The organism is Psychrobacillus sp. NPDC096426 (genome assembly GCF_044762745.1).
GTDB lineage: Bacteria > Bacillota > Bacilli > Bacillales_A > Planococcaceae > Psychrobacillus.
Window position 1 is genome coordinate 229505 of sequence record NZ_JBIWEX010000001.1, and the last position, 26352, is coordinate 255856.

24 protein-coding genes and 1 tRNA gene are annotated in these 26352 nt (G+C 39.6%); 1 reads left to right on the forward strand and 24 read right to left on the reverse strand.

Annotation, left to right across the window (positions count from 1 at the left end):
* Window positions 1–44: 44 nt before the first annotated feature.
* The 13 genes from ACIQYS_RS01140 to ACIQYS_RS01200 form a co-directional block, all read right to left on the reverse strand.
* Entirely contained in the window at window positions 45–1670 is a 1626-nt protein-coding gene (locus ACIQYS_RS01140) for an ABC transporter substrate-binding protein (RefSeq protein WP_402973592.1), read from the reverse strand.
* A 536-nt stretch (window positions 1671–2206) separates the two neighbouring features.
* Window positions 2207–4132: a sigma 54-interacting transcriptional regulator gene (locus ACIQYS_RS01145; protein ID WP_402973596.1), complete on the reverse strand. Its 1926-nt coding sequence runs from the start codon at window positions 4130–4132 to the stop codon at window positions 2207–2209.
* Window positions 4133–4423: 291 nt separating this feature from the next.
* A complete protein-coding gene (locus ACIQYS_RS01150) occupies window positions 4424–5365 on the reverse strand; it encodes a phosphotriesterase family protein (protein ID WP_402973599.1) in 942 nt (313 codons plus the stop codon).
* A gap of 16 nt (window positions 5366–5381) precedes the next feature.
* A complete protein-coding gene (locus ACIQYS_RS01155; protein WP_402973602.1) occupies window positions 5382–6689 on the reverse strand; it encodes a TRAP transporter large permease in 1308 nt (435 codons plus the stop codon).
* A gap of 11 nt (window positions 6690–6700) precedes the next feature.
* Window positions 6701–7186, reverse strand: coding sequence for a TRAP transporter small permease (locus ACIQYS_RS01160; protein ID WP_402973605.1), 486 nt, complete (start codon window positions 7184–7186; stop codon window positions 6701–6703).
* A 72-nt stretch (window positions 7187–7258) separates the two neighbouring features.
* Window positions 7259–8338: a TRAP transporter substrate-binding protein gene (locus ACIQYS_RS01165; protein ID WP_402973608.1), complete on the reverse strand. Its 1080-nt coding sequence runs from the start codon at window positions 8336–8338 to the stop codon at window positions 7259–7261.
* 52 nt (window positions 8339–8390) lie between these two features.
* Window positions 8391–9446 carry an LLM class flavin-dependent oxidoreductase gene (locus ACIQYS_RS01170; RefSeq protein WP_402973611.1) on the reverse strand — a complete coding sequence of 352 codons (1056 nt, stop codon included), beginning with the start codon at window positions 9444–9446 and terminating at the stop codon, window positions 8391–8393.
* A 333-nt stretch (window positions 9447–9779) separates the two neighbouring features.
* Window positions 9780–11201 (reverse strand): NAD-dependent succinate-semialdehyde dehydrogenase, encoded by a 1422-nt coding sequence (locus ACIQYS_RS01175; RefSeq protein WP_402973614.1) that lies wholly within the window; start codon window positions 11199–11201, stop codon window positions 9780–9782.
* A gap of 65 nt (window positions 11202–11266) precedes the next feature.
* Window positions 11267–12241 (reverse strand): electron transfer flavoprotein subunit alpha/FixB family protein, encoded by a 975-nt coding sequence (locus ACIQYS_RS01180; protein ID WP_402973616.1) that lies wholly within the window; start codon window positions 12239–12241, stop codon window positions 11267–11269.
* 11 nt (window positions 12242–12252) lie between these two features.
* A complete protein-coding gene (locus ACIQYS_RS01185) occupies window positions 12253–13017 on the reverse strand; it encodes an electron transfer flavoprotein subunit beta/FixA family protein (protein ID WP_402974072.1) in 765 nt (254 codons plus the stop codon).
* Between the two features lie 22 nt (window positions 13018–13039).
* Window positions 13040–14233 carry a thiolase family protein gene (locus ACIQYS_RS01190; RefSeq protein WP_402973619.1) on the reverse strand — a complete coding sequence of 398 codons (1194 nt, stop codon included), beginning with the start codon at window positions 14231–14233 and terminating at the stop codon, window positions 13040–13042.
* Window positions 14230–15090 (reverse strand): 3-hydroxyacyl-CoA dehydrogenase NAD-binding domain-containing protein, encoded by an 861-nt coding sequence (locus tag ACIQYS_RS01195; protein WP_402973622.1) that lies wholly within the window; start codon window positions 15088–15090, stop codon window positions 14230–14232. The genes ACIQYS_RS01190 and ACIQYS_RS01195 overlap by 4 nt, the downstream gene beginning before the upstream one ends.
* A 298-nt stretch (window positions 15091–15388) precedes the next feature.
* A complete protein-coding gene (locus ACIQYS_RS01200) occupies window positions 15389–16114 on the reverse strand; it encodes a riboflavin kinase (RefSeq protein WP_402973625.1) in 726 nt (241 codons plus the stop codon).
* Between the two features lie 275 nt (window positions 16115–16389).
* On the opposite strand from ACIQYS_RS01200, the gene rpoN reads away from it, so the two are divergent.
* Complete coding sequence (gene rpoN, locus ACIQYS_RS01205; protein ID WP_402973628.1) at window positions 16390–17763, forward strand: RNA polymerase factor sigma-54; 1374 nt, start codon at window positions 16390–16392, stop codon at window positions 17761–17763.
* Between the two features lie 906 nt (window positions 17764–18669).
* On the opposite strand, the gene ACIQYS_RS01210 is transcribed toward rpoN, so the two are convergent.
* From ACIQYS_RS01210 to ACIQYS_RS01260, 11 genes are all read right to left on the reverse strand, one after another.
* Window positions 18670–18743 (reverse strand) — tRNA-Arg (locus ACIQYS_RS01210).
* A 128-nt stretch (window positions 18744–18871) separates the two neighbouring features.
* Window positions 18872–19366: a metallophosphoesterase gene (locus ACIQYS_RS01215; protein ID WP_402973631.1), complete on the reverse strand. Its 495-nt coding sequence runs from the start codon at window positions 19364–19366 to the stop codon at window positions 18872–18874.
* An 8-nt stretch (window positions 19367–19374) separates the two neighbouring features.
* A complete protein-coding gene (locus ACIQYS_RS01220) occupies window positions 19375–19977 on the reverse strand; it encodes an XTP/dITP diphosphatase (RefSeq protein WP_402973634.1) in 603 nt (200 codons plus the stop codon).
* Complete coding sequence (rph, locus tag ACIQYS_RS01225) at window positions 19974–20735, reverse strand: ribonuclease PH (RefSeq protein ID WP_402973637.1); 762 nt, start codon at window positions 20733–20735, stop codon at window positions 19974–19976. Before rph ends, ACIQYS_RS01220 begins: the two co-directional genes overlap by 4 nt.
* A gap of 71 nt (window positions 20736–20806) precedes the next feature.
* A complete protein-coding gene (gene racE, locus ACIQYS_RS01230) occupies window positions 20807–21604 on the reverse strand; it encodes a glutamate racemase (RefSeq protein WP_402973640.1) in 798 nt (265 codons plus the stop codon).
* Window positions 21605–21613: 9 nt separating this feature from the next.
* Window positions 21614–22072 (reverse strand): MarR family winged helix-turn-helix transcriptional regulator, encoded by a 459-nt coding sequence (locus ACIQYS_RS01235; RefSeq protein ID WP_402973642.1) that lies wholly within the window; start codon window positions 22070–22072, stop codon window positions 21614–21616.
* A gap of 74 nt (window positions 22073–22146) precedes the next feature.
* Window positions 22147–22371 carry a helix-turn-helix domain-containing protein gene (locus ACIQYS_RS01240; protein WP_093266715.1) on the reverse strand — a complete coding sequence of 75 codons (225 nt, stop codon included), beginning with the start codon at window positions 22369–22371 and terminating at the stop codon, window positions 22147–22149.
* A gap of 65 nt (window positions 22372–22436) precedes the next feature.
* The gene (locus ACIQYS_RS01245) at window positions 22437–22886 is read right to left on the reverse strand and encodes an acyl-CoA thioesterase (protein ID WP_402973645.1); all 450 of its coding nucleotides are present in this window, start codon (window positions 22884–22886) and stop codon (window positions 22437–22439) included.
* A 202-nt stretch (window positions 22887–23088) separates the two neighbouring features.
* A complete protein-coding gene (gene sdhB, locus ACIQYS_RS01250; protein ID WP_402973650.1) occupies window positions 23089–23865 on the reverse strand; it encodes a succinate dehydrogenase iron-sulfur subunit in 777 nt (258 codons plus the stop codon).
* Window positions 23866–23867: 2 nt separating this feature from the next.
* Window positions 23868–25625, reverse strand: coding sequence for a succinate dehydrogenase flavoprotein subunit (gene sdhA / locus ACIQYS_RS01255; RefSeq protein WP_402973655.1), 1758 nt, complete (start codon window positions 25623–25625; stop codon window positions 23868–23870).
* 48 nt (window positions 25626–25673) lie between these two features.
* Window positions 25674–26285, reverse strand: coding sequence for a succinate dehydrogenase cytochrome b558 subunit (locus ACIQYS_RS01260; RefSeq protein ID WP_402973658.1), 612 nt, complete (start codon window positions 26283–26285; stop codon window positions 25674–25676).
* Window positions 26286–26352: the final 67 nt, after the last annotated feature.

A 26352-nucleotide genomic window follows, 5' to 3' on the forward strand; every position in this document is an offset into this window, starting at 1 on the left:
AGTACTGACAAATTGTTGACCATTAAGTTCTTTGAATTTCAAAGTTACTCTTTCAAATCTGTCATCTCATTTATTGTATAAAAATAATTCAATGTTCCTTCAAAATCATATCCCAATTCAACGTTCGCTCTTCTAATTAGTATATTTTTAGTTTCGATTAAAGGAACTACTACATAATCATCCATAATCTCTTTTTGAATTTGCTCGTACATTTCTTTCGCTTTTGTATTATCCATTTCTTTGCTTGATTGTTCGATTAATTCATCGGATTTATTGTAATGCGAAAAATTAAGTTTCGCTGTTGATGTACCAACTATTGATGGACCATAGTAAAAATCGTCCATTGCAAAAGCTGCATGTGGTTTGGGTGCTCTACCATAAAGAACAAGTCCGTTTAAATTCTCACGGATATTAGCCAAATATGTGGGTACGTCAACTTTTTGTAGTTCAACGGTTATACCTACTTTTCGAAGTTCTTCCTGGATATATGTCATCATTTGTGTATAGTTCGGTCGAGCACTTAAAAATTGCGGCGGAAGAGTCAACCCATCAGGATATCCGGCTTTTGCCAATAGTTCTTTGGAAAGCTCTGGATTATACTTATAGGCTACACGATCCGAGTATCCGAATAATTCACTTCCTATCGGTGCAGATGCTAACTGACCAGTTGAATAGGTTCCAAAAACTTCTTCCACATAAGTCTTCATATCTATCGCGTGAGCAATCGCTTGCCTTACGAGTATATTATCAAATGGTTCCATAGTTGTATTAAGAAAAAGTCCCCAGTACACGTTTTGACCCACCATATCTATATCAAAATCAGCATTTTTTATCATACCTTGTATCCACAGTTGGTCAACATCTCCAACTGCCATATGAAGCTCTCCTTTTTTTAATGCTACATCGACAGCATTCCGATCCCCCATTACTAAATATTCAATCCGGTCCAGCTTAGGCTCTCCTTCGAAATATTCTGGATTTTTTTCTAGGACAACTTTCTCGTCTTGTTTGAATTCTTTTAGCATAAAAGGACCTGTTCCTATCGGCTTAATCATTGAGTCACTGCCTGATTCTTCAATTGCTTCTTTTTTAACAATGGCTCCGGCAGAACCGTCTTTAAGTATCCTTAAAAGAAAGGCGGAGTCTGGATATTTTAATTGCATGACAACTGTATAAGGATCTGGTGCTTGTATACTTTCAATAACGTTCAATTCTGATTGGAATCTTGAACCGACTTCAGGATCCAATAACCTTTCAAAGCTCCACTTAACATCTGCAGATGTAAATTCACCGTATTCATGATGCCACTGTACTCCTTTGCGAAGATGGAAAGTCCATTCCGTTCCTTCAGGATTACTTTCCCATGATTCCGCTAAATCTCCTTCAATTTCCTCTTGAGAAACTGATCCTGGTTTAAATCGGACTAATCCATTGAAAATCGGTTGACTAATTGTAAGGTCCGATGCACCCGAATTGAATTGCGGATCCAATCTTGTTGCACCAGCAGCCAAGGCGATTTTTAAAACCTTTTCTTTCTTAATACCACTCTCAGTTGATTCACTAGACTTCTTATCAACTACTTCTTCCTGGGGCGAACAACCAGTAATAACAAGAATTGTACTTATCATCAATAAAATCCCCATTTTGATCCATTTAGTAGATACTTTCACTATCCATTCTCCCCCTGCTTTAAAGTTTTTTAAGATTGACGGTTAACAACTAATGCTGTACTGCCATGCTGCCCCTCCTTAATTTCTATAATATTTTTTATATTACGTTGCAATATGCGTGCCAAATTAGAAATAATCTGAATATTTTGTATAACGAAAAAGAAAAGATTACTATAAAACTGCATTATAAAGCCAACAGAAGATAAATTATTTTAGTTGATTATTCTTTATAACCATAGTACTCCCATTATACTGAATAGACTGCCGTTTCAATTTTTACACAATACGTTCCAATCAAGAAACACGACCAGCGTATTAATTTATAGTTTATTAAACTTTAAGTAGCTTTTTAACATTATCTGAAACCAAAATTTGTCACTTCCATTTCTATAGCAGCACAAGCGTCATAAACTTTATCATTGAATATAGGAATTAATGCGAACCTTCAATTACTTAGTGAAAAAGAGAATCCGACGGGAAAGCTACTCACGCAGCTTCTCTGTCGGATTTTTTGTTGTATGGTGAATATTCTAGGATTATTTGACTCCACTTTCATTTAACTTTCTCCATAAGGTACTTCTGCTGATGCCTAATATTTTAGCTGCTTCTTGTCTATTACCATTTGTTTGTTCCAATACTTCTTGAATTTTCGTTATTTCTACTTCTTTCAACACCTGTTGGAAGGAGTATGGATCCCTTTCGTCCCTATCCAACAAATAGAAATTTTCCTCAATCGCTTCTTGCAAATATTCGATGAGCATTTCCTTCGTAGTCGTAGCCGGATCTTCCACATACGCATATAGCCGTTCTATCGTATTTTCAAATTCACGCACATTGCCTTTCCACTGATGATGCTCGATCAGCGGCAGCACGTCCGCATAATAGTTTTCGATCATTGAATAACACTGAGGATAATGATACTTTGTAAAGTGCTTTAGCAATAAGCCCAAGTCTTCTTTTCGATTACTAAGTTTTGGCAAGAAAAGATTTAGCACAGCAATTCGGTAATAGAGATCTTCTCGAAATTCCCCGGCACGGATACTTTCGATCAAGTTGACATTCGTCGCGGAAATGACACGCACATTAATCGGGGTACCGGCGGCACTGCCGATGCGTCGCACCACTTTTTCTTGCAGCACCCGCAGTAACTTTGCCTGCATGCTTAACGGCAATTCTCCAATTTCGTCCAGGAAAATCGTACCGTTATGAGCCTCTTCGAACAGCCCAGCTTTCCCACCTTTTGAGGCACCTGTAAAAGCGCCCTCATTATATCCAAAAAATTCGCTTTCCAATAAGTTTTCAGGTATAGCGGCACAGTTCACAGCTATAAACGGGTGATTGGCACGCTGACTCGTATTATGGATACTTTGGGCAAACAGCTCTTTCCCTGTTCCTGTCTCCCCTAAAATCAAAACGTTGGAATTCGTCCTGGCAAATCGCTTAGCTTTGGAAATGACTTTCATCATTTGAGGGCTTTCTCCAATAATGTCTGAGAAGTTATATTTTGCCCCCTCATATCTTTTGTTCAGCTTTCGCCGCACCTTATTCTCTTTTTGCTGTAATAATTCAACATCTGAAAATATGGCAATCATACCGTCTAGTAAGCCATCGACATATATCAGATGAGTATTCACTAAAAAGTTTTTATCTTTATATTTCATCACGACATCCGACAGAACTTGCTGTGCTTGCAATGCCTCTAGAAATTCGCTCTGTGGCAAAATGTCTGAAATCAGCAGTGAAGTCGGGTCATGCAAATCATCCAATTGCAGGAATTTGATAGCTGCCTGATTCATGCTTATAACTCGGCTTGTCACATTTAAGCTGATCACGCCCTCCTGGAAACTCTCTGCAATCAACTGTAGTCGCTTCAAATTACTCTTTTCGACCCCTCTTGCACTTAATATACTAAAAGCGATATCTACGGCTAGCGTAATTGTTTCCTCACCGTACCAAAGTACCCCTTGCATACCGGCTTCCTTAGCCATATTTACAATCAAACCGGAACCGATGACAACTAATTCCTTGTCTGATGATAACGATTGAACTACTTCGGCCGCATGCTCTTTCGTTGTAAAGGCACGTTGCTGGATATTCAAACCCAATACATTATTTAAGTGTTGGTCATTAAAAGTGTTGGACTCGATAAATTCCTTGTAATAATTGACAATGCAGATTTTTTTAGAGTAATTCGATGCTTCGATTAACGCATTTAAAAAGTCTTTCGTCTGCAGCCGCAATGGAATAATATGCCCTCTGACATTTAGACTCTTTAGTCGTTCTGCCATTACAACACCGCATATTAATATATCTTCGCTATTGATATATTGCGGATGCTTCAATATATGCTGTGCTTCAAGCTCTTGAATGGTTAACTCTTTTATCGTATCTCTTCTTTTTTGAATTTCCTGCTTGATATAATCTACAAGCGGATAAGAACCTGAAACTAATATTTTTAGCATTGCAACCCTTCCTCCCTTAGCACTTACCTACAATCAAATAAATAAATAAATAATCAGTTGAGCATAAAAATACTGCCAACTGATTATTAAACATTTGTTTCTTTTTTATAATTTTCACAACATAGTATCGATAAATCTATCTAAGTCCGGACATTCACGCGCACATTTTGGCAAATGATTTATAAACCATTCTTAGAAAGACACGTCCATTATTACTATTGAATGAATCGCTTCATTTTTCTTTTGATCAAGACCGTTTGTCCACTACCGGGAAGGGGCGAAAGCTAATGACTAATTTTTGAACCACGTCTTCACATTTTCAATCATCATCTGCTGAATCTGTTCCTTTGTAACCCCCTGCTCCATTAACGCTGGGATAACTTTTTCTAGTAAAAAAGTTATCGACCAATTTGGTTGCGCTTTCATTTTTAAATGATTTGGCTTATACATATCCGTCGTACAACAATAATCTTGAGACAAAAACATACGATTAGCATAACCTTTGTCTGCTAGTTTTTTAACCGTCTCATTGCGTCTCTCTGTTGATAGTATTCTTGTGATGCCGTAACGGTCCATACCGATAAACACGCCATAGTCAAGCACTCGTTCAATATACTCGATATTGTCGGTGTCTCCGCAATGACCAATCAATACTTTCTCCAGATTGACGCCTTCTTCTTTAAAAATCTCAACTTGTCTAAGCCCCGTTTCGGTGGCTGGATGCGAATGGGTCATAATCGGTAAACCAGTTTGCAAATGGGCTCGTGCTACTGCCCGAAGCACTTTTTCAACATCTGGCGTTACCCCTTGGGCATCTGTAGCGCACTTTAAAAACCCGGCTTTAATGTCCGTATTTTGAATTCCCACTTCAATGTCACTTACAAACTGCTCCGCCAAAAAATCAATGCTGTTCACCGCAAACCGAGTTGGGAGGAAATTAAATGTATAAACACCTGTCGCTGCGACAATTTGTACGCCTGTTTCTCGGGAAACTCTTTCCATTAAACGGACATCTCGATCCAGCCCCATTACGGTCGGGTCAAATATCGTTTTCACTCCAAGACGTTTTACAGCAGCAACCTGCTGTATAGCTAACTCAAACTCTTCCTGTTCATTGTACAAATGAGGAAATTGAACCGCCACTGCCTCGGATCTTGTTCGTAAATGTTCATGAATTAATGTATATCCTAGGTCATCGAGGTTCAATTCTCCTGCTACTGAATTGACTTTCATGGAATGTCTCCCTTCTCTACTTCACAGCATTCGGCAAGAATATTGCAATATCTGGGAAGAAGTATAGTAAGAAAATTAACGACAAGATTGGAATAACAAAAATGATTGCCCCTTTAAAAATACTTCCCAAATCGAGCTCTTTCACGACCCCGCGCAACACGAAACAATTCATGCCTACCGGAGGTGAAATCAAAGCCACTTCCACAAGTAGCACGATAATAACGCCAAACCAGATTAAATCGAAGTTATAGACCGCCAGTGTCGGCATTAAAATCGGAACCGTCACGACCACCATCGCCATAGTATCCATAATTGCACCTAGCACCAAATACATCAAGACGATCAATAGGAAGAAAACAAATGGCGATAAATGACTTGCGAACAAAAAGTCGGCCAATAAGTTTGGCACGCGTGTAATTGTTAACACATAGTTTAACAAAAAAGCCCCCATCACAATGGCAAAAATAAAACCGGTCGTTTTAATTGTACCAAAAACTGCCTCAGATAAGGAAGCTCTTGTTAACTTTCTGCGAAGCAAAGCAATAATGAATGCACCAAGTGCACCAAAACCAGCAGCTTCAGTCGCTGTAAACCACCCAATATAAATTCCGCCCATAACTAAGATGAACAAGCAAATAATCCAAATGTTTGTCTTGATCGACGAAAACTTTTCCTTCCAGGAAACTGTTGCCTCTTCCTTAGACGCTCCAAGTTTGGGATTAATTAAAATTATCACATAGATTGTTAAAATGAAAAATAGTGTTAACAAAATACCTGGCACGATACCTGCTATCAATAACTTCCCAATAGACTGCTCTGTAATCATCCCATAAATGATGAACATTGTACTTGGAGGGATTAAAATGCCGAGTGTTCCGCCGGCCACGATTGAGCCTCCTGTCAACACTTTAGAGTATCCCGATTTCAGCATTTCTTTAGATGACACAAGCCCAATCGTACTCGTTGTCGCCAAGCTGGAGCCCGAAGACGAGGCAAACACCGCAGAAGCTCCTATTGTCGCCATGGCCAATCCGCCTTTTAGTCGACCAAACCAGTTTCGAAACGTTTGGAATAATTCATCACTAAATCCAGAAACAAATAGTAATTGTCCCATCAAAACGAAAAGGGGGATTGTACTTAGTGTATAATTGTAACTTTGTTCCCAAATGACACTTTCAATTGCTGAATAGAGAGCAGTGCTGTTTTTTAAGTACAAAATCGCCACAAACGCAGGGATCGCCATGGATAGTACGATAGGCACCCGCAAAAACATCAAGATAAACACTGCAATAATGACTAAAACGCCTACTGTTTCTACACTCATCTAATATCCCCCTACTCCTCAAACCTCTGATACTCTTTCGATCTGAGCAACGTAATAATTTTTTGAATAGCCACAAAGGCCCATGCAACAAACCCTATAATTAACAAAATTTTGATTGGATAAAACTTAATTCCTAACAAGACAGAGGATTGCTTTGGATCAAACTTCAAGAGAAAAGTATACGAGATAACTGCACAAAAAATCATCGTCAAAACAAGCGAAAAGATATTCAATATCTTTTGGATAAGCGGAGGGAAATGGTCCACTATAATTCCCACTTCAACATGACCGTTTTTCAACTCTGTATACCCCATTGATCCAACAACTAAAACGACCATCGCTATTTGAACGAATTCAACGTCCCCGATGATCGGATAATGAAACGTACGTGCAATGGCTGCAATACCGACAAAAATCATCATAAAAATCAAAGCTGCATACGCTATATAAGCATTAATAAATGCAAATCCTTTGACAAACCGGTTAATGATCGTCAAATTTTCTCCCCCTCTATTTAAGGTAGCAAAAGTGCATACCAATTATGCACTTTTGCTTAGTACTTCTACTTCTTATTTTGGTACCACAACTCCTTCATTTTCTAGCAGCTTCACGTACGTATCCATCATTGCTTGTCCGTCATAGCCGCGCTTATTCGCTTCTACTACCCAATCATCCAACTGTTTCTTGACCGGTGCTTTCCATTCCGCCAATTCTTCTTCTGTAGGAATGTAAACGCCTCCATTCCGGTCTGCGGCCAATTTTTCATACTTAGCTATACTCTCTTCTGCTTTAGCTGTATAAAGTTCTGTCGCCGACTGGGTGTATCTTGGTCCGATATCGGTAATGAACAGCTCCCGCAGATCTTCAGGTAGTGAATTCAAGAACCCTGTGTTTATAAATAACGGATTGACGCTAACAGCCATATCCAATTTAGTCATCCAATTCGTCACTTCTTCAAATTTAAAACCAAATGAGCCGACAGCTGTATAGACGGAGTAGTCCACTATGCCACGCTCAAGCGACTCGTACAATTCAGTATTAGTCATGGATACAGGCGTAGCACCCAATGTTTTAAACAGCTCAATCCGACCGAGAACCGTATCGGAGATTTTTTTATGTTTAAGGTCTGATGCCTTTTTCACTGGCTCGTTACCGAATAGTTGGAAAGCATCTGTGGTATTAACACCGATGAATGTCACTTCTTTTGAAATATCATTTAAATACTCTCTATAATATTCAGTCAACACTTTTTCCGCAACTACAGGTGATTGCAATATAAACGGGATATCAGCAATTGTAAGAGGAAATAAATCGGTATCCGAGTTTAAGCCCGGAATGATCACCCCTGCTTCATATACATTTCCTTTAATATCTGCGTAACTTGTGTTAAACGACCCCAATGCTGCGCCGGTGTATACATTCACTTTCAATCGGCCATCCGATTTTTCTTCTACATATTTCGCCCATGGTTCTGCCACTCCCTTGACGAATGGACTGGACGCCGAAGCGGCGACATTCAAGTTAAATTCATAAGTCTTGTCGCTATTTATAGAAGGGCTTTCGGCGTTACTTTCTTTTTCAACACAGGCAGCCAATAAGGTCCCAACCAAAGCCAACATCAATACGAACACAAAATTTTTCTTTTTCAACTTATCATCCCCTTTGCTTGAATTGCTAAAAAGTGAAATACGCTATTGCAAATCATTTAATTTTTACGCTTTCAAAGTAAGGCATTACTTTTTCTGCAAATAGATTCATTGACTTCAGGACTTGATGCTGCGGTTGTCCACCAATGTTCATCCACAAAATAATATTATTGAGGCCTGTTTCCTCTTTATAGCGCTTAATATCTTCAATGACCTTTTCAGGAGAACCGACCAATGTATTTTCAGATTGAAGGAAACGATCATAATCCACGTTGCGTTCACGGCTAATGACGCCGAATGTTGGGCGATTATCACGTTCGCTCATATACCATTCCAATCCTTCACGGAAATCTTCTTGGGCTTGTTCCGTCGTTTCGGCAACATAGCAGAACAGTAGCTTGCCTGAGCGTGCCACCGCTTCTTCTACATACTCGTGCGACAATCCGGACGCTAGGGCTTCTTCACGATACAATTTAATTTTATGATTCGTATCCTCATCGGTAATGCCTCCAAGCACGAATGAATGCCCTTGCTTTGCAGCATTGACCATCGAAGCGTCATTCGAAGACACCATCACAAATATTGGTGGGCCGTCTTTTTGCACAGGACGAGGGTATACCGGAACATTTTCTATATTATAAAACTTCCCTGAATACGTGACTTTCTCTGTTTGCATAGCCGTTGTTAAAATATCAAGTGATTCCAAGTAACGTTCATGACGCTCTTCAAAATCGATATTATAAGCGTCAAATTCTAGTTTATCGTATCCTTTTCCGACTCCTAAATAGAGGCGTCCATCACTAATTACATCTACTAGATTCATATTTTCTGCTACTTGCAGTGGATGATGTAGCGGTAAGCGTGTTACAGCTGATCCCAGTTTAATATTTTTCGTAGTAGCCGCTGCGGCAGAGAGATAGACTGCCGTGGAACTTACCACTCCATACGCACGAGCGTTATGCTCTGCAACCCAGACAGTATGATACCCCAATTCATCCGCTTGCTTGATTTGCTCCAGTCCATCCCGTAATTCTTCCGCATCTGTTTTATTCGGTGGTACCGAGTTTAAAAAAAACAGTCCAAATGTCATATCTTTTCCTAATTCAGCCATCATGTCCATCCCCTTTAAAATTTTTAGCGAATTCAATAGATCAATAGAAAAATCAAACTCATTTTTTAATAAGCAACTTATATACCAAAAGAGTTTATTCTCGATAAATTTCAAATAGTTTGTTAAGTGAGTTTCTTGGCAAGTGTTATTTAACCTGTTTTTAATGTATTTTTATTCTTTATACGAAAAAATCGCATTTTTTTATAACTACTTGATTGGATATAGTGCCATTTTCTAACTTAAATGATTTATTAATGGAATACTAAAATAATGAGCGTTTCATTTTTAAAACAAATCGTTTTAAATAAGAAACGCTCATTTGCTTAACGTCAATTAGATGGACATTAAAAACGATCCTACTTTCGTTTCTAGATATTCATCAATCCCGTGGGCTCCCTCGATTCCAAGACCACTTAGTTTCCAACCACCAAATGGCGCCTGTACAGTGAACGGTGCCGCATCATTGATACCAATAATCCCATATTCCAATGTTTCGAATACTCGGTGTGAGCGCGATAAATCATTTGTATAGAAATATGCTGCCAGTCCGAAGTTTGTATTATTCGCCCGATATAACACTTCCTCTTCTTTTTCAAATTTCATGATTGGTGCAATCGGACCAAAAGTTTCTTCCTTTGTGATCAACATCGTATCATCGACTTCTCCTAGGACAGTCGGTTCGAAAAAGTTGCCTTGTTTTAAATGATCAGCGGTGCATCTTTTGCCTCCGTGTAATAAAACAGCCCCTTTTTCAATTGCATCCTGCACTTGCTCTTCCATCTTATCCAGCGCACTTTGGTTGATTAGTGGACCGACCCGGTTGTGGATATCCGCACCATTTCCAACTGGAAGCTGCTTTACTTTTTCGGTGAATCGGGATACAAATTCATCATGGACGCTGGCATGCACATAAATGCGGTTAGCACATACGCACTGTTGCCCAGAAGCTCCAAATTTTATGTTGATTGCTCCTTCAACTGCCAGATCTAAATCTGCATCTTCAAAGACAATAAATGGAGCATGTCCCCCTAATTCCATTGATACCTTTTTTACAGTATCAGCAGATTTCTTGATTAATTCTATACCGACTTCTGTGGAGCCGGTAAACGAAATCTTTTTCACATCCGGACTAGATAGCCAAACATCTGTGATTTCTTCAGCCGCTCCGATAACAATATTCACAACTCCATCAGGTACTCCGCACTCCACGAAAATTTTCATCAGTTCCAAAGCGCTTAACGGCGATTGATTGGAAGGGCGAATCAGACCAGTACAACCAGCCGCTAGAGCTGGTGCTAATTTCCGGCTTAACATCTGTAACGGGAAATTCCAAGGGGTAATCGCGGCGATAACCCCAATCGGCTGCTTAATAGCAAGTAGCCGCTTATTTCTAACCGAACTCGGAATTTGTTCCCCGTAAACCCGACGTGCTTCTTCCGCAAACCATTTGAAATAGGAAGCAGAGCTTTCCACCTCGTAATATGCATTCACTAATGGCTTGCCCATTTCTTTCGTAATTAATTGCGCCAATCGATCTTTATCGTCCAAAATGCGTTGGGCAATCTTCTCCAAAATTTGTGAGCGTTCCAAGCCAGTGAATCGAGACCAGGTAGCAAATGCTACTTTCGCACTTTCTATTGCGGCAATCGCATCCTCTTTTCTGCCTTTGTTAACTTCAGCCACCAACTCGCCAGTAGCAGGATTTTTAACTTTGATTACTTGATCTTTTTCAATCAAACTATCAGTCCTACTCATCGATTTCCCTCCTCCTAATCTGCGGTATAAATTCACCATTTTATAACGGATACACTTTCACTTGTTTAAGACACTACGATTTTATTGAACTCTTCAATTAAAATCGGCACGACTTCAAATAAATCTCCGACAATGCCATAATCTGCGATGGAGAATATATTCGCTTCCGGATCTTTGTTAATAGCTACGATTGTTTTCGAGTTAGACATTCCTGCAACGTGCTGAATAGCTCCTGAAATACCGCAAGCAATATACAAATCTGGCGTAACCACTTTTCCGGTTTGGCCAATTTGCAGCGCATAGTCGCAATATCCAGCATCACAAGCTCCCCGGGAAGCGCCAACTGCTCCCCCAAGTGCGTCTGCTAATTGCTGTAACAAGGCAAGACCTTCTTCGCCTTTTATTCCGCGCCCGCCTGATACGACTACTTTTGCTTCCGATAAATCCACTCCCGTTGCCGCTTTCCGCACCACTTCTTTAATAGTGACACGCAAGTCGGTCAACTCGACGGTATGTGTGGAAATGTCACCGGAACGTAAAGGATCTAACGGAAGCAGTTCAATATTGTTAGGACGAATCGTCACGAATACCTTTTCCGTTTTTGCTTGACGTTTTTCAAACGCTTTTCCGGAATAAATTGGTCGCACAAATTGTGCATCTTTACCTTCACCTTCAATACTGGTTACATCAGAGAGCAAGCCCGCATTTAGGCGTCCTGCAAGTCTTGGCGCTATTTCTTTACCAAGAGATGTATGACCCAGTATAATGCCTTTCGGCTGTTCGGACTCGATGACTTGAAGCAGCGCTTGTGTGTAAGCTTCTGCAGTCACACGAGAAAATGTCGGGCTTTCCAGTAAAATAGCACGATCCGCCCCATACTGAAACATTTTTTGTGCATGATCTTGAACACCATTCCCTAAAAGTACCGCAACCACTTCACTACTTGGCTCCCACTGTTTTGCAGCGGCAATCGCTTCGAGCGAAACATTGCGTAATTCATTTTCACGATACTCTCCTGCTACGATAATTTTACTCATCATTTTTCAGCTCCTTATAGTACTTTTGCTTTTGTCCGTAAAATCGTTACCAGTTCTTGTGCTTGCTCGTTTATCTCGCCCTCTAAAATACGACCCGGCGCTTTGGCACTTGGCAAAAAGATTTCCGTTACTTCCGTCAAACTTTCGATGTCTTCCATGTCTAGGTCATCCAATTCCAATGTGTCTAGCGGCTTCTTTTTTGCCTTCATAATTCCAGGTAAGGAAGGGTATCGTGGCTCATTCAAGCCTTGTTGGCAAGTCACCAACACCGGTAGCGCCACTTCTACAACTTCTTGGTCACCTTCAACGTCTCGTTCAATTGTTGCTATTCCATCGTCAATGGAAAGCTTTGTAATTGTTGTGACAACGCTAATATTCAGCAGTTCACCAACCAAAGAACCTACTTGTCCCGATCCGCCGTCAATCGCTAGGTTGCCGGCCAAGATGATAGTCGGCTCTTTGCCCTCCAAATACTTTGCGATAATCGAGGCGGTTGTCCATGCATCCCCTTCTTCTAGATCTTCATCGCTGATGAGCACGCCTTCATCAGCACCCATCGCCAATGCGGTACGTAGCTGTTTATCCGCGTCTTCATCACCCACTGTTATGACAGTGACGTTGCCCCCATGCTGATCACGTAATAAAATAGCTTCTTCAATCGCATATTCATCGTAAGGGTTAATAATGTATTCAGCTCCGTCATCGCGGATTTTCCCTTGTTGAATATCAATTTTCTCTTCAGTATCGAATGTACGCTTTAGCAAAACAATAATATTCATAACATTTCTCTCCTCACTATGATTAAACTTGTAAATTTTCAACAATCGTTGTAATGCCTAACCCACCTGCAATGCAGAGCGTTACGAGTCCATACCGCTCTCCGCGGCGTTCCATCTCATGTAGTAGTTTTGTCATTAAAATAGCTCCACTCGCTCCGATCGGGTGTCCAAGAGCAATTGCACCGCCATTGACATTGATTTTCTCTAGCGGAACATCCCACTCCTTGATAACAGCCAATGACTGGGCAGCAAAAGCTTCATTCAACTCGATCAACCCGATGTCACGGAAAGTCAGCCCTGCCTGTTTGAGCGCTTTGAAGGTAGCTGGTACCGGTCCGATGCCCATAAGTTCCGGCGATACACCCGCCGCAGCTTGTGCAATAATGCGTGCTTTCGGTTTGAAGCCGTGTTGTCTAGCCGCCTCTTCTGAAGCAACTATCACTGCAGATGCCCCATCATTTCTCCCACTGCTGTTGCCGGCTGTGACCGTTCCATCTTTTTTAAAAACGACCTTGAGTTTTGCCAATTGATCTGGTGATGACAAACGCGGATGCTCATCCACATTAAAAATTGTCAGCGATTTACGCTCGCTTACTTGAATATCCATGATTTCATCCTTAAATTTTCCGGTACTGATCGCTTCGTGTGTCAATTGCTGGCTACGATAGGCGAACGCATCCTGCTCTTCTCTGGAAATATTGTATTTCTCCGCTAAGTTTTCGGCGGTATTTCCCATCGTAAACGGGCCGTATTGATCGGCCGGTTGAGAACGGGGCTGACTTTCCGTATTAGGATCCAGTAGCAAACCGTTGCCTGCCCCGAAACCGTACCGGGCATTCCGGATATAATAGGGGGCAGTGCTCATACTCTCCACTCCGCCTGCAATAATAAAATCCGCAAGACCAGTTTGAACTTGCTGCGTCGCATTATTAATTGCCTGAATTCCAGAGCCACACTGGCGGTGTACTGTATAACTAGGAATTTCGATCGGTAGTTTAGCTCGGAGGGAAGCGACACGTGCCAGATTTGGTGTATCAGTACTTTGCTTTCCTTGACCTAGTATTACTTCATCAATTAAACTGGCATCCAAACTGGTTCGGCGAATAATTTCACCGATGACATCAGCCCCTAAATAATCGGCCTCTACAGTCTTTAAAGTTCCTCCTAGTTTTCCGATGGCAGTACGCACTGAATCGATAATGACAGCTTGTCTCATACATGTACCCCTTCCTTGCTATAGTCATAAAATCCTTGCCCTGATTTTCTACCTAACCTACCTGACTTCACATATTTAATGAGCAGCGGGCAAGGACGGTATTTCTCTCCGAGCGTTTCATATAAATACTCCATATTGCGAAGACGGGAATCGAGTCCTACCAAATCGGCCAACTCAAGGGGACCCATCGGATGATTTAAGCCAAGCTTCAAAGCCTTATCGATATCTTCTGCTGAGGCTACTCCTTCCATAAGCATATTCATCGCCTCATTTCCAATTAGGCAATTCATCCGGCTTGTTACAAAACCGGGGAATTCATTTACTTCAATCGCTTCTTTGTTCATCTGCAACGCCACAGCTTTGACGATCTCATATGTTTCATCAGATGTATCCAACCCTCTTACAATCTCTACAAGCTTCATGCGAGGTACAGGATTGAAAAAGTGCATCGCAATCGTCTGATTAGCACGCTTGGTCCGTGCTCCGATTTCCGTCGGGCTCATTGTAGAGGTGTTAGTAGCTAGAACTGTATGTACTGGGCAAATTTCATCCAGTTTCTGAAAGACATCAATTTTTAAAGCAATATCCTCCAATACGGCCTCGATAACCAAATCGGCATCTTTACCAGCAACTTTAAAATCCGTTGTCACAGAGATGCGCTTAAGTAATTGTCGATCTTCCTCTTTTGCATAGCCTTTTTGAATCGACTTTTCCAAATCGGCTTCCATTTGCTTCATGGCATTCTCCAAAGAGCTTTCTTGAATATCATGCAGCGTGACATCAAATTGACGAAGGGCGGCTGTATAAGCAATGCCTCGTCCCATAACCCCTGCGCCGATAACACTAATTTTTTTCATAATGGCTTCTCCCCCGTTTTCGAATATAAAAATGTTCTTTAAAATTGAAATACAAATTGTTTCAAACCTAGAAACAACGTTTCACTTTGAAACACGAAACATTTATTGTCCTTGAAAATGCGGAACCCGCTTTACTGCCTACATCAATAATCTAGACGGCACAACTTTTGATACAAGCCCTATCTGCTCCGCCACCTGGAATAACAACAATGATGGCAAGATTGCTGTCTTTTTCAACTAAAAGATTTTTGAAAGCTATACATTTCCTCCTTTCCATTTGCAATATGCAGAGCAAATTTCATGCCAATGCTTTGTCGCGGACATTGTACAAAAAGTGCTCCAGCTGCTCGGATAACCCTTTCGATCCAAATTTCACCTTTTTGTCTTCCGGAAAATAGAAGGTTACCCAGTCTAAAAAATGCAATATCGATTCACGCCGTTTTACAATATTGATCACTTGATGATTGGCAAACCATTTGTCAACCGTGTTATAAATGCCACGGTTGACCCCGTAGGTTTCATCACAAAACCGTGCAAAATCCAAGTCCGGCATATGAATAACCTGTTCATGCTTCTTACTACGAGTAGAAGCAGGGTTATGCTCCAGCCATTTTTTTTTATTCTCCACTCCATCTAGGTACCCCTTGGCAGCTATGCAGTCTTTGTTTAACTGTTGAATCATGGACTCAATCGAGTCAAACTTCTGTTCATTCCGTATAAACCTGCAGACTACCACTTCCAATGTTTCATCATAAATTGATTTGTGAAAATCAAAAATATAAACCTCAAACGTTTTTTCACGTTGTTCATTTTCGAATGTAGGTTTAACTCCAACGTTCATAACACCCATAAATCGCTGTCTGTTGTAATAGACAAACACACTATATACCCCGTTAAGCGTGGGAATATTTGTCTTTGATTCGAGTGACAAATTTGCTGTTGGAAAGCCCAATGTCCTTCCTAATTGATTGCCCTTGACCACTGTTCCCTTCAAAGTTGCCTGAATATCTGATAAATACTCCATGAAATACCTCCTAGTATCGTTTCTTGTGGTTAAAATCCCTTGCCTTAACATAAGCAACTTTCATACCAAATTCATCTTAAACTATTAATATATTGAAAATTCTGTAGATTATTTTTATTGTGAGTAGTAAGATTATTTTTACAAGAGTTCTCACATCACGAATTTTGCATATTGTTGATAGTGGGAGAAATTAGTTATAACTCTTTGCACATACTCTTATGCGTTCAAGATTATTGAGGATCAAACATTCAATAAAGAAATGGGGAAGTGAAAAAATGAACTTAAATATGCAGGTTACAACCCAGTTAACACAAACGCTCACGATCGATCTGATTCAGCATCTTGAAATTTTACAGTTTTCGGATTACGAATTAGAAAAACATATTTATGAGAAATCAATTGAGAATCCGCTTTTAAATGTGATAGAACCCGAGTTGAAGCATATGAAAAATATCGTTGACCTCTCGACCATTCAAAGAAATAATCCAACAATGGCAAAAAATCCGGACCCACACTTTGACAGGATCCAAACCGCCCTGCCTCAAAAAGAGCCAATCGAGAAGTATTTGCTTGAACAAATTCCTTTGGATAAAAACTTATCTAAAACGGAAATCAGAATAGTAAAATATCTAATCCATCATTTAGATGAGCGATATTTTTTATGTGAGGATATTTTCGAGATTGCAAACCAATTAAACGAAGAGGTCGAGCTAGTGGAACTAATGCTAGGCTTGCTTCAAACATTTGAACCATTTGGTGTCGGGGCACGAAATTTACAGGAGTATTTATTAATCCAGATAGACAACGATGTAAATGCCCTACCACTAGCAGGCACTTTTGTTAAGCATAATCTATCTGAAGTGGCTGATTTATCTATTAAACTTTTGAGCAGAACCTATAAAGCTTCAATCCGAGAGGTTAAAGAAACGATATATTATATACGCAGCCTAAATCCACCTTCGATTAACGAACCGTCAGTAGGGACGAGTTATATCATTCCAGATGTGTATGTAAAAAACGTATATAATGAATGGATTATAGAATTAAATACACACTCCCGCCCCCAGATTGAAATCAATGAGGTTTATGTGGATTTATTAAAGACAAACCCAGATTATAAAAATTACTATCAAAATTGTTTAAAGGACATAATGTTACTAATTCAGGGAATTGAACAAAGGGATAAAACAATCTATAGATTAACTCGTTTATTGCTCGAATTGCAACCAAGTTTTTTCAAACACGGAATGAGAGCGCTTACACCCATGCGATTAAAAGATGTAGCAGATGCTCTCGAATTACACGAATCTACTGTTAGCCGGGCCGTTCGAGGAAAGTATATACATACACCTATCGGTATCTTTTCATTTCGGTCTTTGTTCACAAAAGGTCTTACAAATAGCTTTGGAAAAACAGATTCTGTTTCTCAAATAAAACAGCGCATACAGGAAATGGTGGCTAAAGAAATTAAGGATTCCCCATTATCCGACCAACAATTAACTGAAGAATTACTCAGGAAAGGTGTTCAAATATCGAGAAGAACTGTTACTAAGTATAGAAAAGAATTAAATATCCCTAATTCTAATAAACGAGTTCTCTATCAACTGGACCAAAATTCATCTAAAAGATCAAAAACTAAAAATTACTAGACAGAACAATGTACCATTCGATATACGCATACCAAGTCTTCTTTTAATCCACAATAGAATTTTATAACATGCTTGGCGTATCTGCTAATGCGAAATATCTCCACCACTCCATCTGATATTGACCGAATTTCTTTATCCGATATTCCATGGGAAATTTATTCACACAGCGTTTAATGCGAAATAATCCTGCTGTGCTGTTGTTATAATATCTATACTTTTTGTCATAAGAGCCAAGCTGACGAAAATTTCCTTAGCAGAAAAAGAAAAATAGAGGTTTTCATGAGGGTAAATATAAGAATAATTAGTTCCAATAAAACGATGAAAGAAATGTCAAATACAGAAAATAATGTCCTGATTGGGGATCAGATTCTGGTGGAGGAACTCCCTTTCCAATTCTGGTACCAGAATGGTATATGCCCTTGGAGGAAGATCATTGTTTTGGATTTCTGCGACTGCGAGACGGATCTATACTGAATCAATGGTCCATCCATGAAAAATATTATTTTAAAGCGACTCCATTCCAATCCTTGATTTAGTTCGATTTATGCTCTAGCCGTTGCTATGTATGATCCCCATCTAGTCTCGTGGTAAACGCCTATGCACCCCGAGTATTTGTGGAGAGTGGGAAAGAAGGTTTCCACTGCCTCTTGATTTCTTAGTTTTTTCCAATAATACAGGAAGAATCCTTCAAGCATATCTACTTAACATGATACCAGTGATCATGTTCATCGAAGAAAATACTTTTCATTATTTCTTTTCCATTTATAAAAACACCACACCCAGCTGGGTGTGGTAGTCTCAAAACTAATATTTCCTTCTCTTTTAAAAAGGAATTCTGTGTCAGTGACCGAATCCCTAATTTCTCACAATTCCTTTTATGTCAAGGATTTGAGAACTATAATATTACGTCCCAGGAGAGATTCGAACTCCCGACCGACGCCTTAGAAGGGCGTTGCTCTATCCAGCTGAGCTACTGAGACAAGTACTCCCCCACCACACAGATAGGAAAGACAAGATTTATTATATAATCATACTCGAACAAAGTCAACACTTTTTAAAAAAATTTAAATAAAATTATCAATTACACCTTAGCATAACCATACTGAAATCAAAAACATACACTTTCTAGTATCACATGCTCCGAAGAGTAAAAGTTTACATGCCATGAATGTTCCACTTTCTCAACAATTGCATAACTTTTCTCTTTACGTCCACGCGGCTTATGTAAGCTACCTGGATTGACGAAAAGAATGCCACTCTGTAATTCCGCCCCGAGCAAATGGGAATGTCCAAAGCATACAAGAGTTGCTTGTACTTCTTGCGCTCGATAATTTAAAGGCATTAGCGTCGTTTTTACATTATGTCTATGACCATGCACGACTAATATTTTTTCATTCCTCAGTTCAACAATTACTTCCTCAGGAAAACCTTCATCAAAATCACAGTTTCCTCGAACAATACGTACAGATTTACTTTCGAAATAGGAAGTGGCTAATTCACTATCTCCACAATGAATTACAGCATCTACACCCGTCCAATGCTCTATCACTCGTTCCGTTGTCTCTGTATCACGATGCGTATCACTAATCACTAATATCTTCATCGATGTATCTACGCTTTTCCAACTAAATCATCTAAATTCGTAGCAAGTAATTGGAGCGCATTTCCGCGATGCGAAATAGCACCTTTTTCTTCCGCTGTTAGTTCCGCCATCATTTTGTTCTCGGCAGGGACAAAAAAGATCGGATCGTATCCAAATCCATTCGTTCCTTTTCTTTCTTGCGCAATGTACCCTTCACATGTTCCTCTTACAGTAAATGGTTCGCTTGTCGGAGAAACTACAGCAATCGCACAAACGAACCTTGCACTTCTTTCGGATTCTTTGACGTCTTTAAGCTCTTCTAGCACTTTATCGATATTTGCCTCGTCACTCTTCTCTTCCCCCGCATATCTCGCAGAATAGATGCCTGGGCGACCATCTAGTGCGTCGATTTCAAGTCCACTGTCATCTGCAATAACCATTGTTTGCAAATGGTTGGCGAGTGCAGTTGCTTTTAGTAATGCGTTTGCTTCAAAAGTTTTTCCCGTTTCTTCAACATCCATATTTTCAGCTACATCATGGAGAGTAAGTACCTCGTATCCAAGTGGACCAAATAGTGCTTCAAAATCTTTTGCTTTTCCTCTATTCTTCGTTGCAATAATTATTTTTTTCATATAGTTTCAGGACCTCCATCGCCAATTTTAGTTGCTAATTCGCCTAATGCTGCATGTTGGATATCCATTAATTGCTTAATACCAATTTCACCAAAATCCAACAACTCCATTAATTGTTTCCGAGAGAATGTCGCTTCTTCTCCAGTACCTTGCAGTTCTACATATTCACCACTGCCCGTTTGAACGACATTCATATCAACAGAAGCTGCGGAATCTTCTTCATAATTTAAATCTAATATAACTCCAACATTTTCCAGTACTCCAACGCTCGTTGCAGCTAAATATTCACGAACCGGAAAGTACGGTAAATGCTTTTCTTCATATAATTTTCCAAGCGCAATTGTAAGTGCCACAAATGCACCTGTAATACTTGCCGTTCGTGTACCACCATCTGCTTGAATAACATCACAATCAATCCAAATCGTTTTTTCCCCTATTACTTCTAAATCGACTACCGAGCGAAGTGCTCGTCCAATTAAACGTTGGATTTCCATTGTACGACCAGTCACTTTTCCTTTAGATGATTCTCTTTGGTTGCGTGATTCTGTTGCCCGTGGAAGCATAGAATACTCTGCAGTAATCCAACCTTTCCCTTGTCCTCTTAAAAAAGGCGGCACTCGGTCTTCAATTGTCGCATTACAAATGACTTTCGTTTGTCCAACCGTTATTAAGACAGACCCTTCTGGGTGAATTAAATAATTTGTTTCTATTTGTACATTTCTTAGTTCATTTACTTTTCTTCCATCAGTTCTATTCATAAATTTCTCCTTTTATCTATCCTTCACGCAAAAGAAGACCCCGTTATTTAAGGTTTCTCAAGCTAACAGGGTCATTTGAATGAAATTGTTCGTACATCTGCATTCGGTAATTCTAACCATTTTTCCACAATCATTTTAAAGATGGACACGGATCCAGTCGTATAAAAAACTGGTGTTTTTGGTTCTTTTACTGGATGATGCATCTGATGATAATTTAAATACTCCACTACATCTTGGGCTGTCTCTTCGGCAGAGGAAAGTACTTTTACATTGTGTCCCACTGCCTCTTCAATATGCTTTTGTAGTAATGGATAATGTGTGCATCCTAGTATAACCGTATCAAATTGCTCTTTTTTTAGTGGTAATAATGTTTCCATTACCATATTCCTCGCAAACTCGCCTTCATATTCATTACTTTCAACGAGTGGAACAAATGTTGGGCAAGCAAGGGGAATCACTTTACTCGATGTATTTAAAGCAGCAATCGCCTTTTCATAAGCTCCACTTTTTATCGTACCGCTTGTACCTAGTACTACGATTTCATTTTTCTTAGTTGCTTTAATCGCTGCTCTTGCCCCTGGAAAAATAACACCAATTACAGGAAAAGGCATTTTTTTACTTAATGAATTAAGCGCTACTGCAGTTGCTGTGTTACAAGCAATTACAAGCATTTTTATATTCATATTGGCCAGCGTCGTTGCGAGTTGCCATGTAAATTTTCGCACCTCTTCGCTTGATCTTGGTCCATACGGGCATCTTGCTGTATCTCCTATATAAATTATTTCCTCATTAGGTAAATGTCGCATAATTTCTTTTGCAACTGTCAATCCACCTACTCCAGAGTCTATAACACCAATTGGGGCTTTCACGTTAATTCCTCAGTTCTTTTTCATCTCTTGATGTAATTTTTCTAATAAGATCGATAAATTCGCTACTTCTTTTTCGTCAAACTCACCGAGGATCTCTTTTAAATATTGCTGTCTCTTATCAATAACCTCTTCAATAATACGTTCACCTTCTGAGAGTAAATGTATACGCACAACACGGCGATCTTGCTCATCTCTAACACGTTGAACAAGTTCACTTCTTTCCATACGGTCGATTAAATCAGTCGTTGTACTAAAAGCTAAATACATTTTATTGGAAAGATCACCGATTGTCATGTCTCCAAGCTCTAAGAGCCACTGAAGGGCTACAAACTGCGGCGGTGTTATCGTATAAGCATTTAATATCTGGCGGCCTTTTTGCTTAATAATACCCGATATATGTCGAAGCTCTTTTTCTAAAAAAGCAACATCTTCTTGATTATGTTCCATACTTCTTATCTCATCTGCCATATAATCCTTCACTCCTCAAAACAATACTTCTTATTTATTGTGACGTGTTCTGAGGAAAATGGCAAGGATTCTAATTAGTTCAACGATAATTCACCTAATCTTAATAGTTCCACAATTGCTTGTGACCGGCCGGATACTCCTAATTTTTGTATCGTATTAGAAATATGATTTCTTACCGTTTTTTCACTAATTGATAACTGAATTGAAATTTCTTTTGTAGAATTATCTTCTACGAGTAACTGAAAAATTTGACGTTCTCTGTTCGTCAATATTGATCGATGCTGATTGTTATCGTACAATGCCTTAGCCCCCTATCCACTCTCCTTCTAACGTATGTAGCATCAGGATAGTAGGTGACGGCTAGTTAGGGCTGTTTTCGAAAAACTTCTCGGTCCTCTTCGTTCCATTTAGAGGCTTTTCCCGTTTTTTTATCAATTTGCACCACAGTACCCCGACCAGTAAAGACAGTTTCGTCTTTTTCGTTTTTAGCCATATAATGAATATCAACGGACGAAGAACCAATCGTACCAGCTTTAACATAAATCCGCAGTTTTTCGTCAAAGAATACTTGTTTGACATAATCACATTGCAAATCCGCAACAACTGGAATCTTTTCACCTTTTGGATTCAACCAGTCGTTCATAAGATTTATATGCTTAAAGTACTCGATACGTGCATATTCAAAATAAGCAAATGTAACAGTATTATTCAGATGTCCGTACATATCCGTTTCGGAAAAACGTACACTTACTTCTGAATAAAAAGAAAATTCTTGTTCCCAACTTGCAACATCCTCTATGTAACTAGCTCGCATGAAAACCATCCCCCTAAAAATGAATATCTATTCACTTATTGTATCAGAGAAATAAAAAATCTGCATAGAACATTATATTCTAAGCAGATTTTAGCGCCTTGCCTGTCGGAGGCCTGCAGGATGCAGGTCATACAGTCGTTGCTACACGAGGTCGCGAACTTAGACTGTATTCCTCTAACATAGGCGCTTTGGCATTTCTATATTAGTCAACCATATGGTCGCTTCCGAAGAAGTTTTTGAACATTTGAACTGTTGTATCACGGTTTAATGCAGCAATAGAAGTTGTTAAAGGAATACCTTTTGGACATGCAACAACACAGTTTTGTGCGTTACCACAGTTTGCAAGGCCTCCATCTCCCATAATCGCGTTTAAACGTTCATCTTTATTCATCGAACCTGTTGGATGTGCATTAAACAAACGTACTTGTGAAAGTGGAGCAGGTCCCATGAAGGACGCGCCGCTATTTACGTTTGGACATGCTTCCAAACAAACACCACAAGTCATACATTTAGAAAGTTCATATGCCCATTGACGTTTACGTTCTGGCATACGTGGTCCTTCACCAAGATCATATGATCCATCGATTGGAACCCATGCTTTTACTTTTTTCAATGAGTCAAACATACGAGTTCTGTCTACTTGAAGATCACGAACAACCGGGAATGTTTTCATTGGCGCCAATTGAATCGGTTGCGTCAATTGATCGATTAATGCAGAGCAAGATTGTCGTGGTTTCCCATTAATAACCATCGAACAAGCTCCACACACTTCTTCTAAACAGCTCATATCCCATGTTACTGGTGTAGTCGCTTTTCCGTCCGCATTGACAGGATTTTGACGAATTTCCATTAGGGCAGAAATAACGTTCATATTAGGGCGATAATTCACTTCGAACTTTTCCCAATATGGAGTAGATTCTGGTGTATCTTGACGAAAAACTTCAATTTGAACTTTTTTTGTTTCAGTTGCTGTTACCATGATTAATTTTCTCCTTTCGTAGAATAATCACGTTTACGAGGTGCAACTAGAGATACATCGATTTCTTCATAATGAATAACTGGAGCTCCAGTTGCTGGATCGAATTTTGCCATTGTTGTTTTCATGAATTCTTCATCATTACGTTCTGGGAATTCTGGTTTGTAATGCGCTCCACGGCTTTCATTACGTTGAAGTGCACCAATCGTAATAACACGCGCTAAATATAACATATTTTTTAACTGACGTGTAAAGGATGCGCCTTGGTTAGACCATTTTTGCGTATCATCCATATTAATGTTTTCATATCTTTCCAGTAACTCTTGGATTTTCTTATCCGTAGCCTCAAGTTTGTCATTATAACGAACTACAGTTACGTTATCCGTCATTAGCTCTCCCAATTCTTTATGAATTAGGTAAGCATTTTCCGTACCTTTCATTGCTAACGTTTTGTCCCACTTCTCTTGCTCAAGTTTAACTTCAGCTTCAAAGATAGCATCGTCCATATCGATCGCATGCGTTTTTAGTTTACTCATATATTTAACTGCGTTAGGTCCGGCAACGCTTCCGCCGAATACAGCTGATAATAAGGAGTTTGCTCCTAGACGGTTCGCACCGTGTTGAGAGTAATCACATTCACCTGCAGCAAATAATCCAGGAATGTTTGTCATTTGATCTTCATCTACCCAAAGTCCGCCCATTGAATAGTGAACAGCCGGGAAAATCTTCATCGGAACTTTGCGAGGGTCATCTCCAGTAAATTTCTCATAAATTTCAATAATTCCGCCTAGTTTTATGTCTAGCTCATGCGGATCTTTGTGAGAAAGATCTAGATACACCATGTTTTCTCCGTTAATACCAAGTTTTTGGTTCACACATACATCGAAAATTTCACGTGTTGCAATATCACGTGGCACTAGGTTACCGTATGCAGGATATTTTTCTTCTAGGAAGTACCAAGGTTTTCCGTCTTTGTACGTCCAAATACGTCCACCTTCACCACGCGCTGATTCCGACATTAAACGTAGTTTATCGTCACCAGGGATTGCTGTTGGGTGAATTTGGATAAATTCTCCATTTGAATAGTATGCACCTTGTTGATAAACGATCGATGCTGCAGAACCAGTATTTATAATAGAGTTAGTCGTTTTTCCGAAAATAATTCCAGGACCACCAGTTGCCATGATAACAGCATCCCCACGGAAAGCACGGATCTCCATTGTTTTAAGGTTTTGCGCTTTAATACCGCGACAAACCCCTTCACTATCTTTAATAATTCCAAGGAATTCCCATCCTTCGAATTTCGTAACTAGACCATCTACTTCAAATCGACGCACTTGTTCGTCTAAAGCGTATAATAATTGTTGACCAGTAGTCGCACCAGCAAATGCTGTACGGTGCATTAAAGTACCACCAAAACGGCGGAAATCTAATAATCCTTCCGGTGTACGGTTGAACATAACACCCATACGGTCAAATAAATTAATAATTCCAGGAGCAGCGTCTGTCATTGCTTTAACTGGCCCTTGGTTTGCTAAGAAATCTCCACCATATACAGTATCATCTAAGTGTACTGCCGGTGAATCGCCTTCCCCTTTTGTATTTACAGCCCCGTTAATACCGCCTTGTGCACAGACAGAATGTGAGCGTTTTACAGGAACTAATGAAAATAGATCTACGTGCGTGCCATCTTCGGCTGCTTTCATTGTTGCCATTAATCCAGCTAAACCACCGCCGACAACAATAAGTTTACTTTTTGCCATGCTATTCTCACTCCTCGATTTTATGGTAGTTGAATATATGAAAAGTTCTTATACAAATGCTAAAAGAGCTTGTATACCAACTACGGATAACGCTAAGAAGATTACTAATGTTACATATGTAGCAATTCGTTGTGATTGTGGTGATTGTGTAATTCCCCAACTAACTAAGAATGACCAAATACCGTTAGCTAAATGGAATGTTGCAGCAATTACTCCAACGATGTAAAAACCTAACATCCAAGGGTTTGATAAAATCTCCGCCATCATGTTAAAATTAACTTCTTTTGCACCGATTGCAGCTTGAAATCTTGTCTCAAATACATGCCATGCGATGAAAACAACAAGAAAAATTCCAGTAAAACGTTGTAAAATAAATAAGTAGTTGCGTAGCGTTCCGAATCTTTGTGGATTGTTTTTAGCGGTAAATGCAATATAAATACCGTAAAAAGCATGGAACATTAAAGGTAAATAAATGATAAAAATTTCCAAGAAAATGACAAATGGAAGACTTCCCATAAAACCAGATGCTTTATTAAAAGCTTCTTCTCCTCTAGTAGCAAAATGGTTTACTACTAAATGCTGCGCCACAAATAATCCCACTGGAATAATTCCTAACAAAGAATGTAAGCGGCGCCAATAAAATTCGCGATCTTTCGACAAAACAGTTACCCCCCTCAAGTTTACATTTGCTCGATATGAAAACTATAGTAATAGAATAAAAGATTTC

Bases quoted from the DNA above. Each gene is read 5' to 3' on its own strand.
- ACIQYS_RS01145 (WP_402973596.1), bottom strand. From the start codon at position 4,132: ATGCTAAAAATATTAGTTTCAGGTTCTTATCCGCTTGTAGATTATATC.
- ACIQYS_RS01150 (WP_402973599.1), bottom strand. From the start codon at position 5,365: ATGAAAGTCAATTCAGTAGCAGGAGAATTGAACCTCGATGACCTAGGA.
- ACIQYS_RS01155 (WP_402973602.1), bottom strand. From the start codon at position 6,689: ATGAGTGTAGAAACAGTAGGCGTTTTAGTCATTATTGCAGTGTTTATC.
- ACIQYS_RS01170 (WP_402973611.1), bottom strand. From the start codon at position 9,446: ATGGCTGAATTAGGAAAAGATATGACATTTGGACTGTTTTTTTTAAAC.
- ACIQYS_RS01175 (WP_402973614.1), bottom strand. From the start codon at position 11,201: ATGAGTAGGACTGATAGTTTGATTGAAAAAGATCAAGTAATCAAAGTT.
- ACIQYS_RS01180 (WP_402973616.1), bottom strand. From the start codon at position 12,241: ATGATGAGTAAAATTATCGTAGCAGGAGAGTATCGTGAAAATGAATTA.
- ACIQYS_RS01185 (WP_402974072.1), bottom strand. From the start codon at position 13,017: ATGAATATTATTGTTTTGCTAAAGCGTACATTCGATACTGAAGAGAAA.
- ACIQYS_RS01190 (WP_402973619.1), bottom strand. From the start codon at position 14,233: ATGAGACAAGCTGTCATTATCGATTCAGTGCGTACTGCCATCGGAAAA.
- ACIQYS_RS01195 (WP_402973622.1), bottom strand. From the start codon at position 15,090: ATGAAAAAAATTAGTGTTATCGGCGCAGGGGTTATGGGACGAGGCATT.
- ACIQYS_RS01200 (WP_402973625.1), bottom strand. From the start codon at position 16,114: ATGGAGTATTTATCAGATATTCAGGCAACTTTGAAGGGAACAGTGGTC.
- rpoN (WP_402973628.1), top strand. From the start codon at position 16,390: ATGAACTTAAATATGCAGGTTACAACCCAGTTAACACAAACGCTCACG.
- ACIQYS_RS01215 (WP_402973631.1), bottom strand. From the start codon at position 19,366: ATGAAGATATTAGTGATTAGTGATACGCATCGTGATACAGAGACAACG.
- ACIQYS_RS01220 (WP_402973634.1), bottom strand. From the start codon at position 19,977: ATGAAAAAAATAATTATTGCAACGAAGAATAGAGGAAAAGCAAAAGAT.
- rph (WP_402973637.1), bottom strand. From the start codon at position 20,735: ATGAATAGAACTGATGGAAGAAAAGTAAATGAACTAAGAAATGTACAA.
- ACIQYS_RS01235 (WP_402973642.1), bottom strand. From the start codon at position 22,072: ATGGCAGATGAGATAAGAAGTATGGAACATAATCAAGAAGATGTTGCT.
- ACIQYS_RS01245 (WP_402973645.1), bottom strand. From the start codon at position 22,886: ATGCGAGCTAGTTACATAGAGGATGTTGCAAGTTGGGAACAAGAATTT.
- sdhB (WP_402973650.1), bottom strand. From the start codon at position 23,865: ATGGTAACAGCAACTGAAACAAAAAAAGTTCAAATTGAAGTTTTTCGT.
- sdhA (WP_402973655.1), bottom strand. From the start codon at position 25,625: ATGGCAAAAAGTAAACTTATTGTTGTCGGCGGTGGTTTAGCTGGATTA.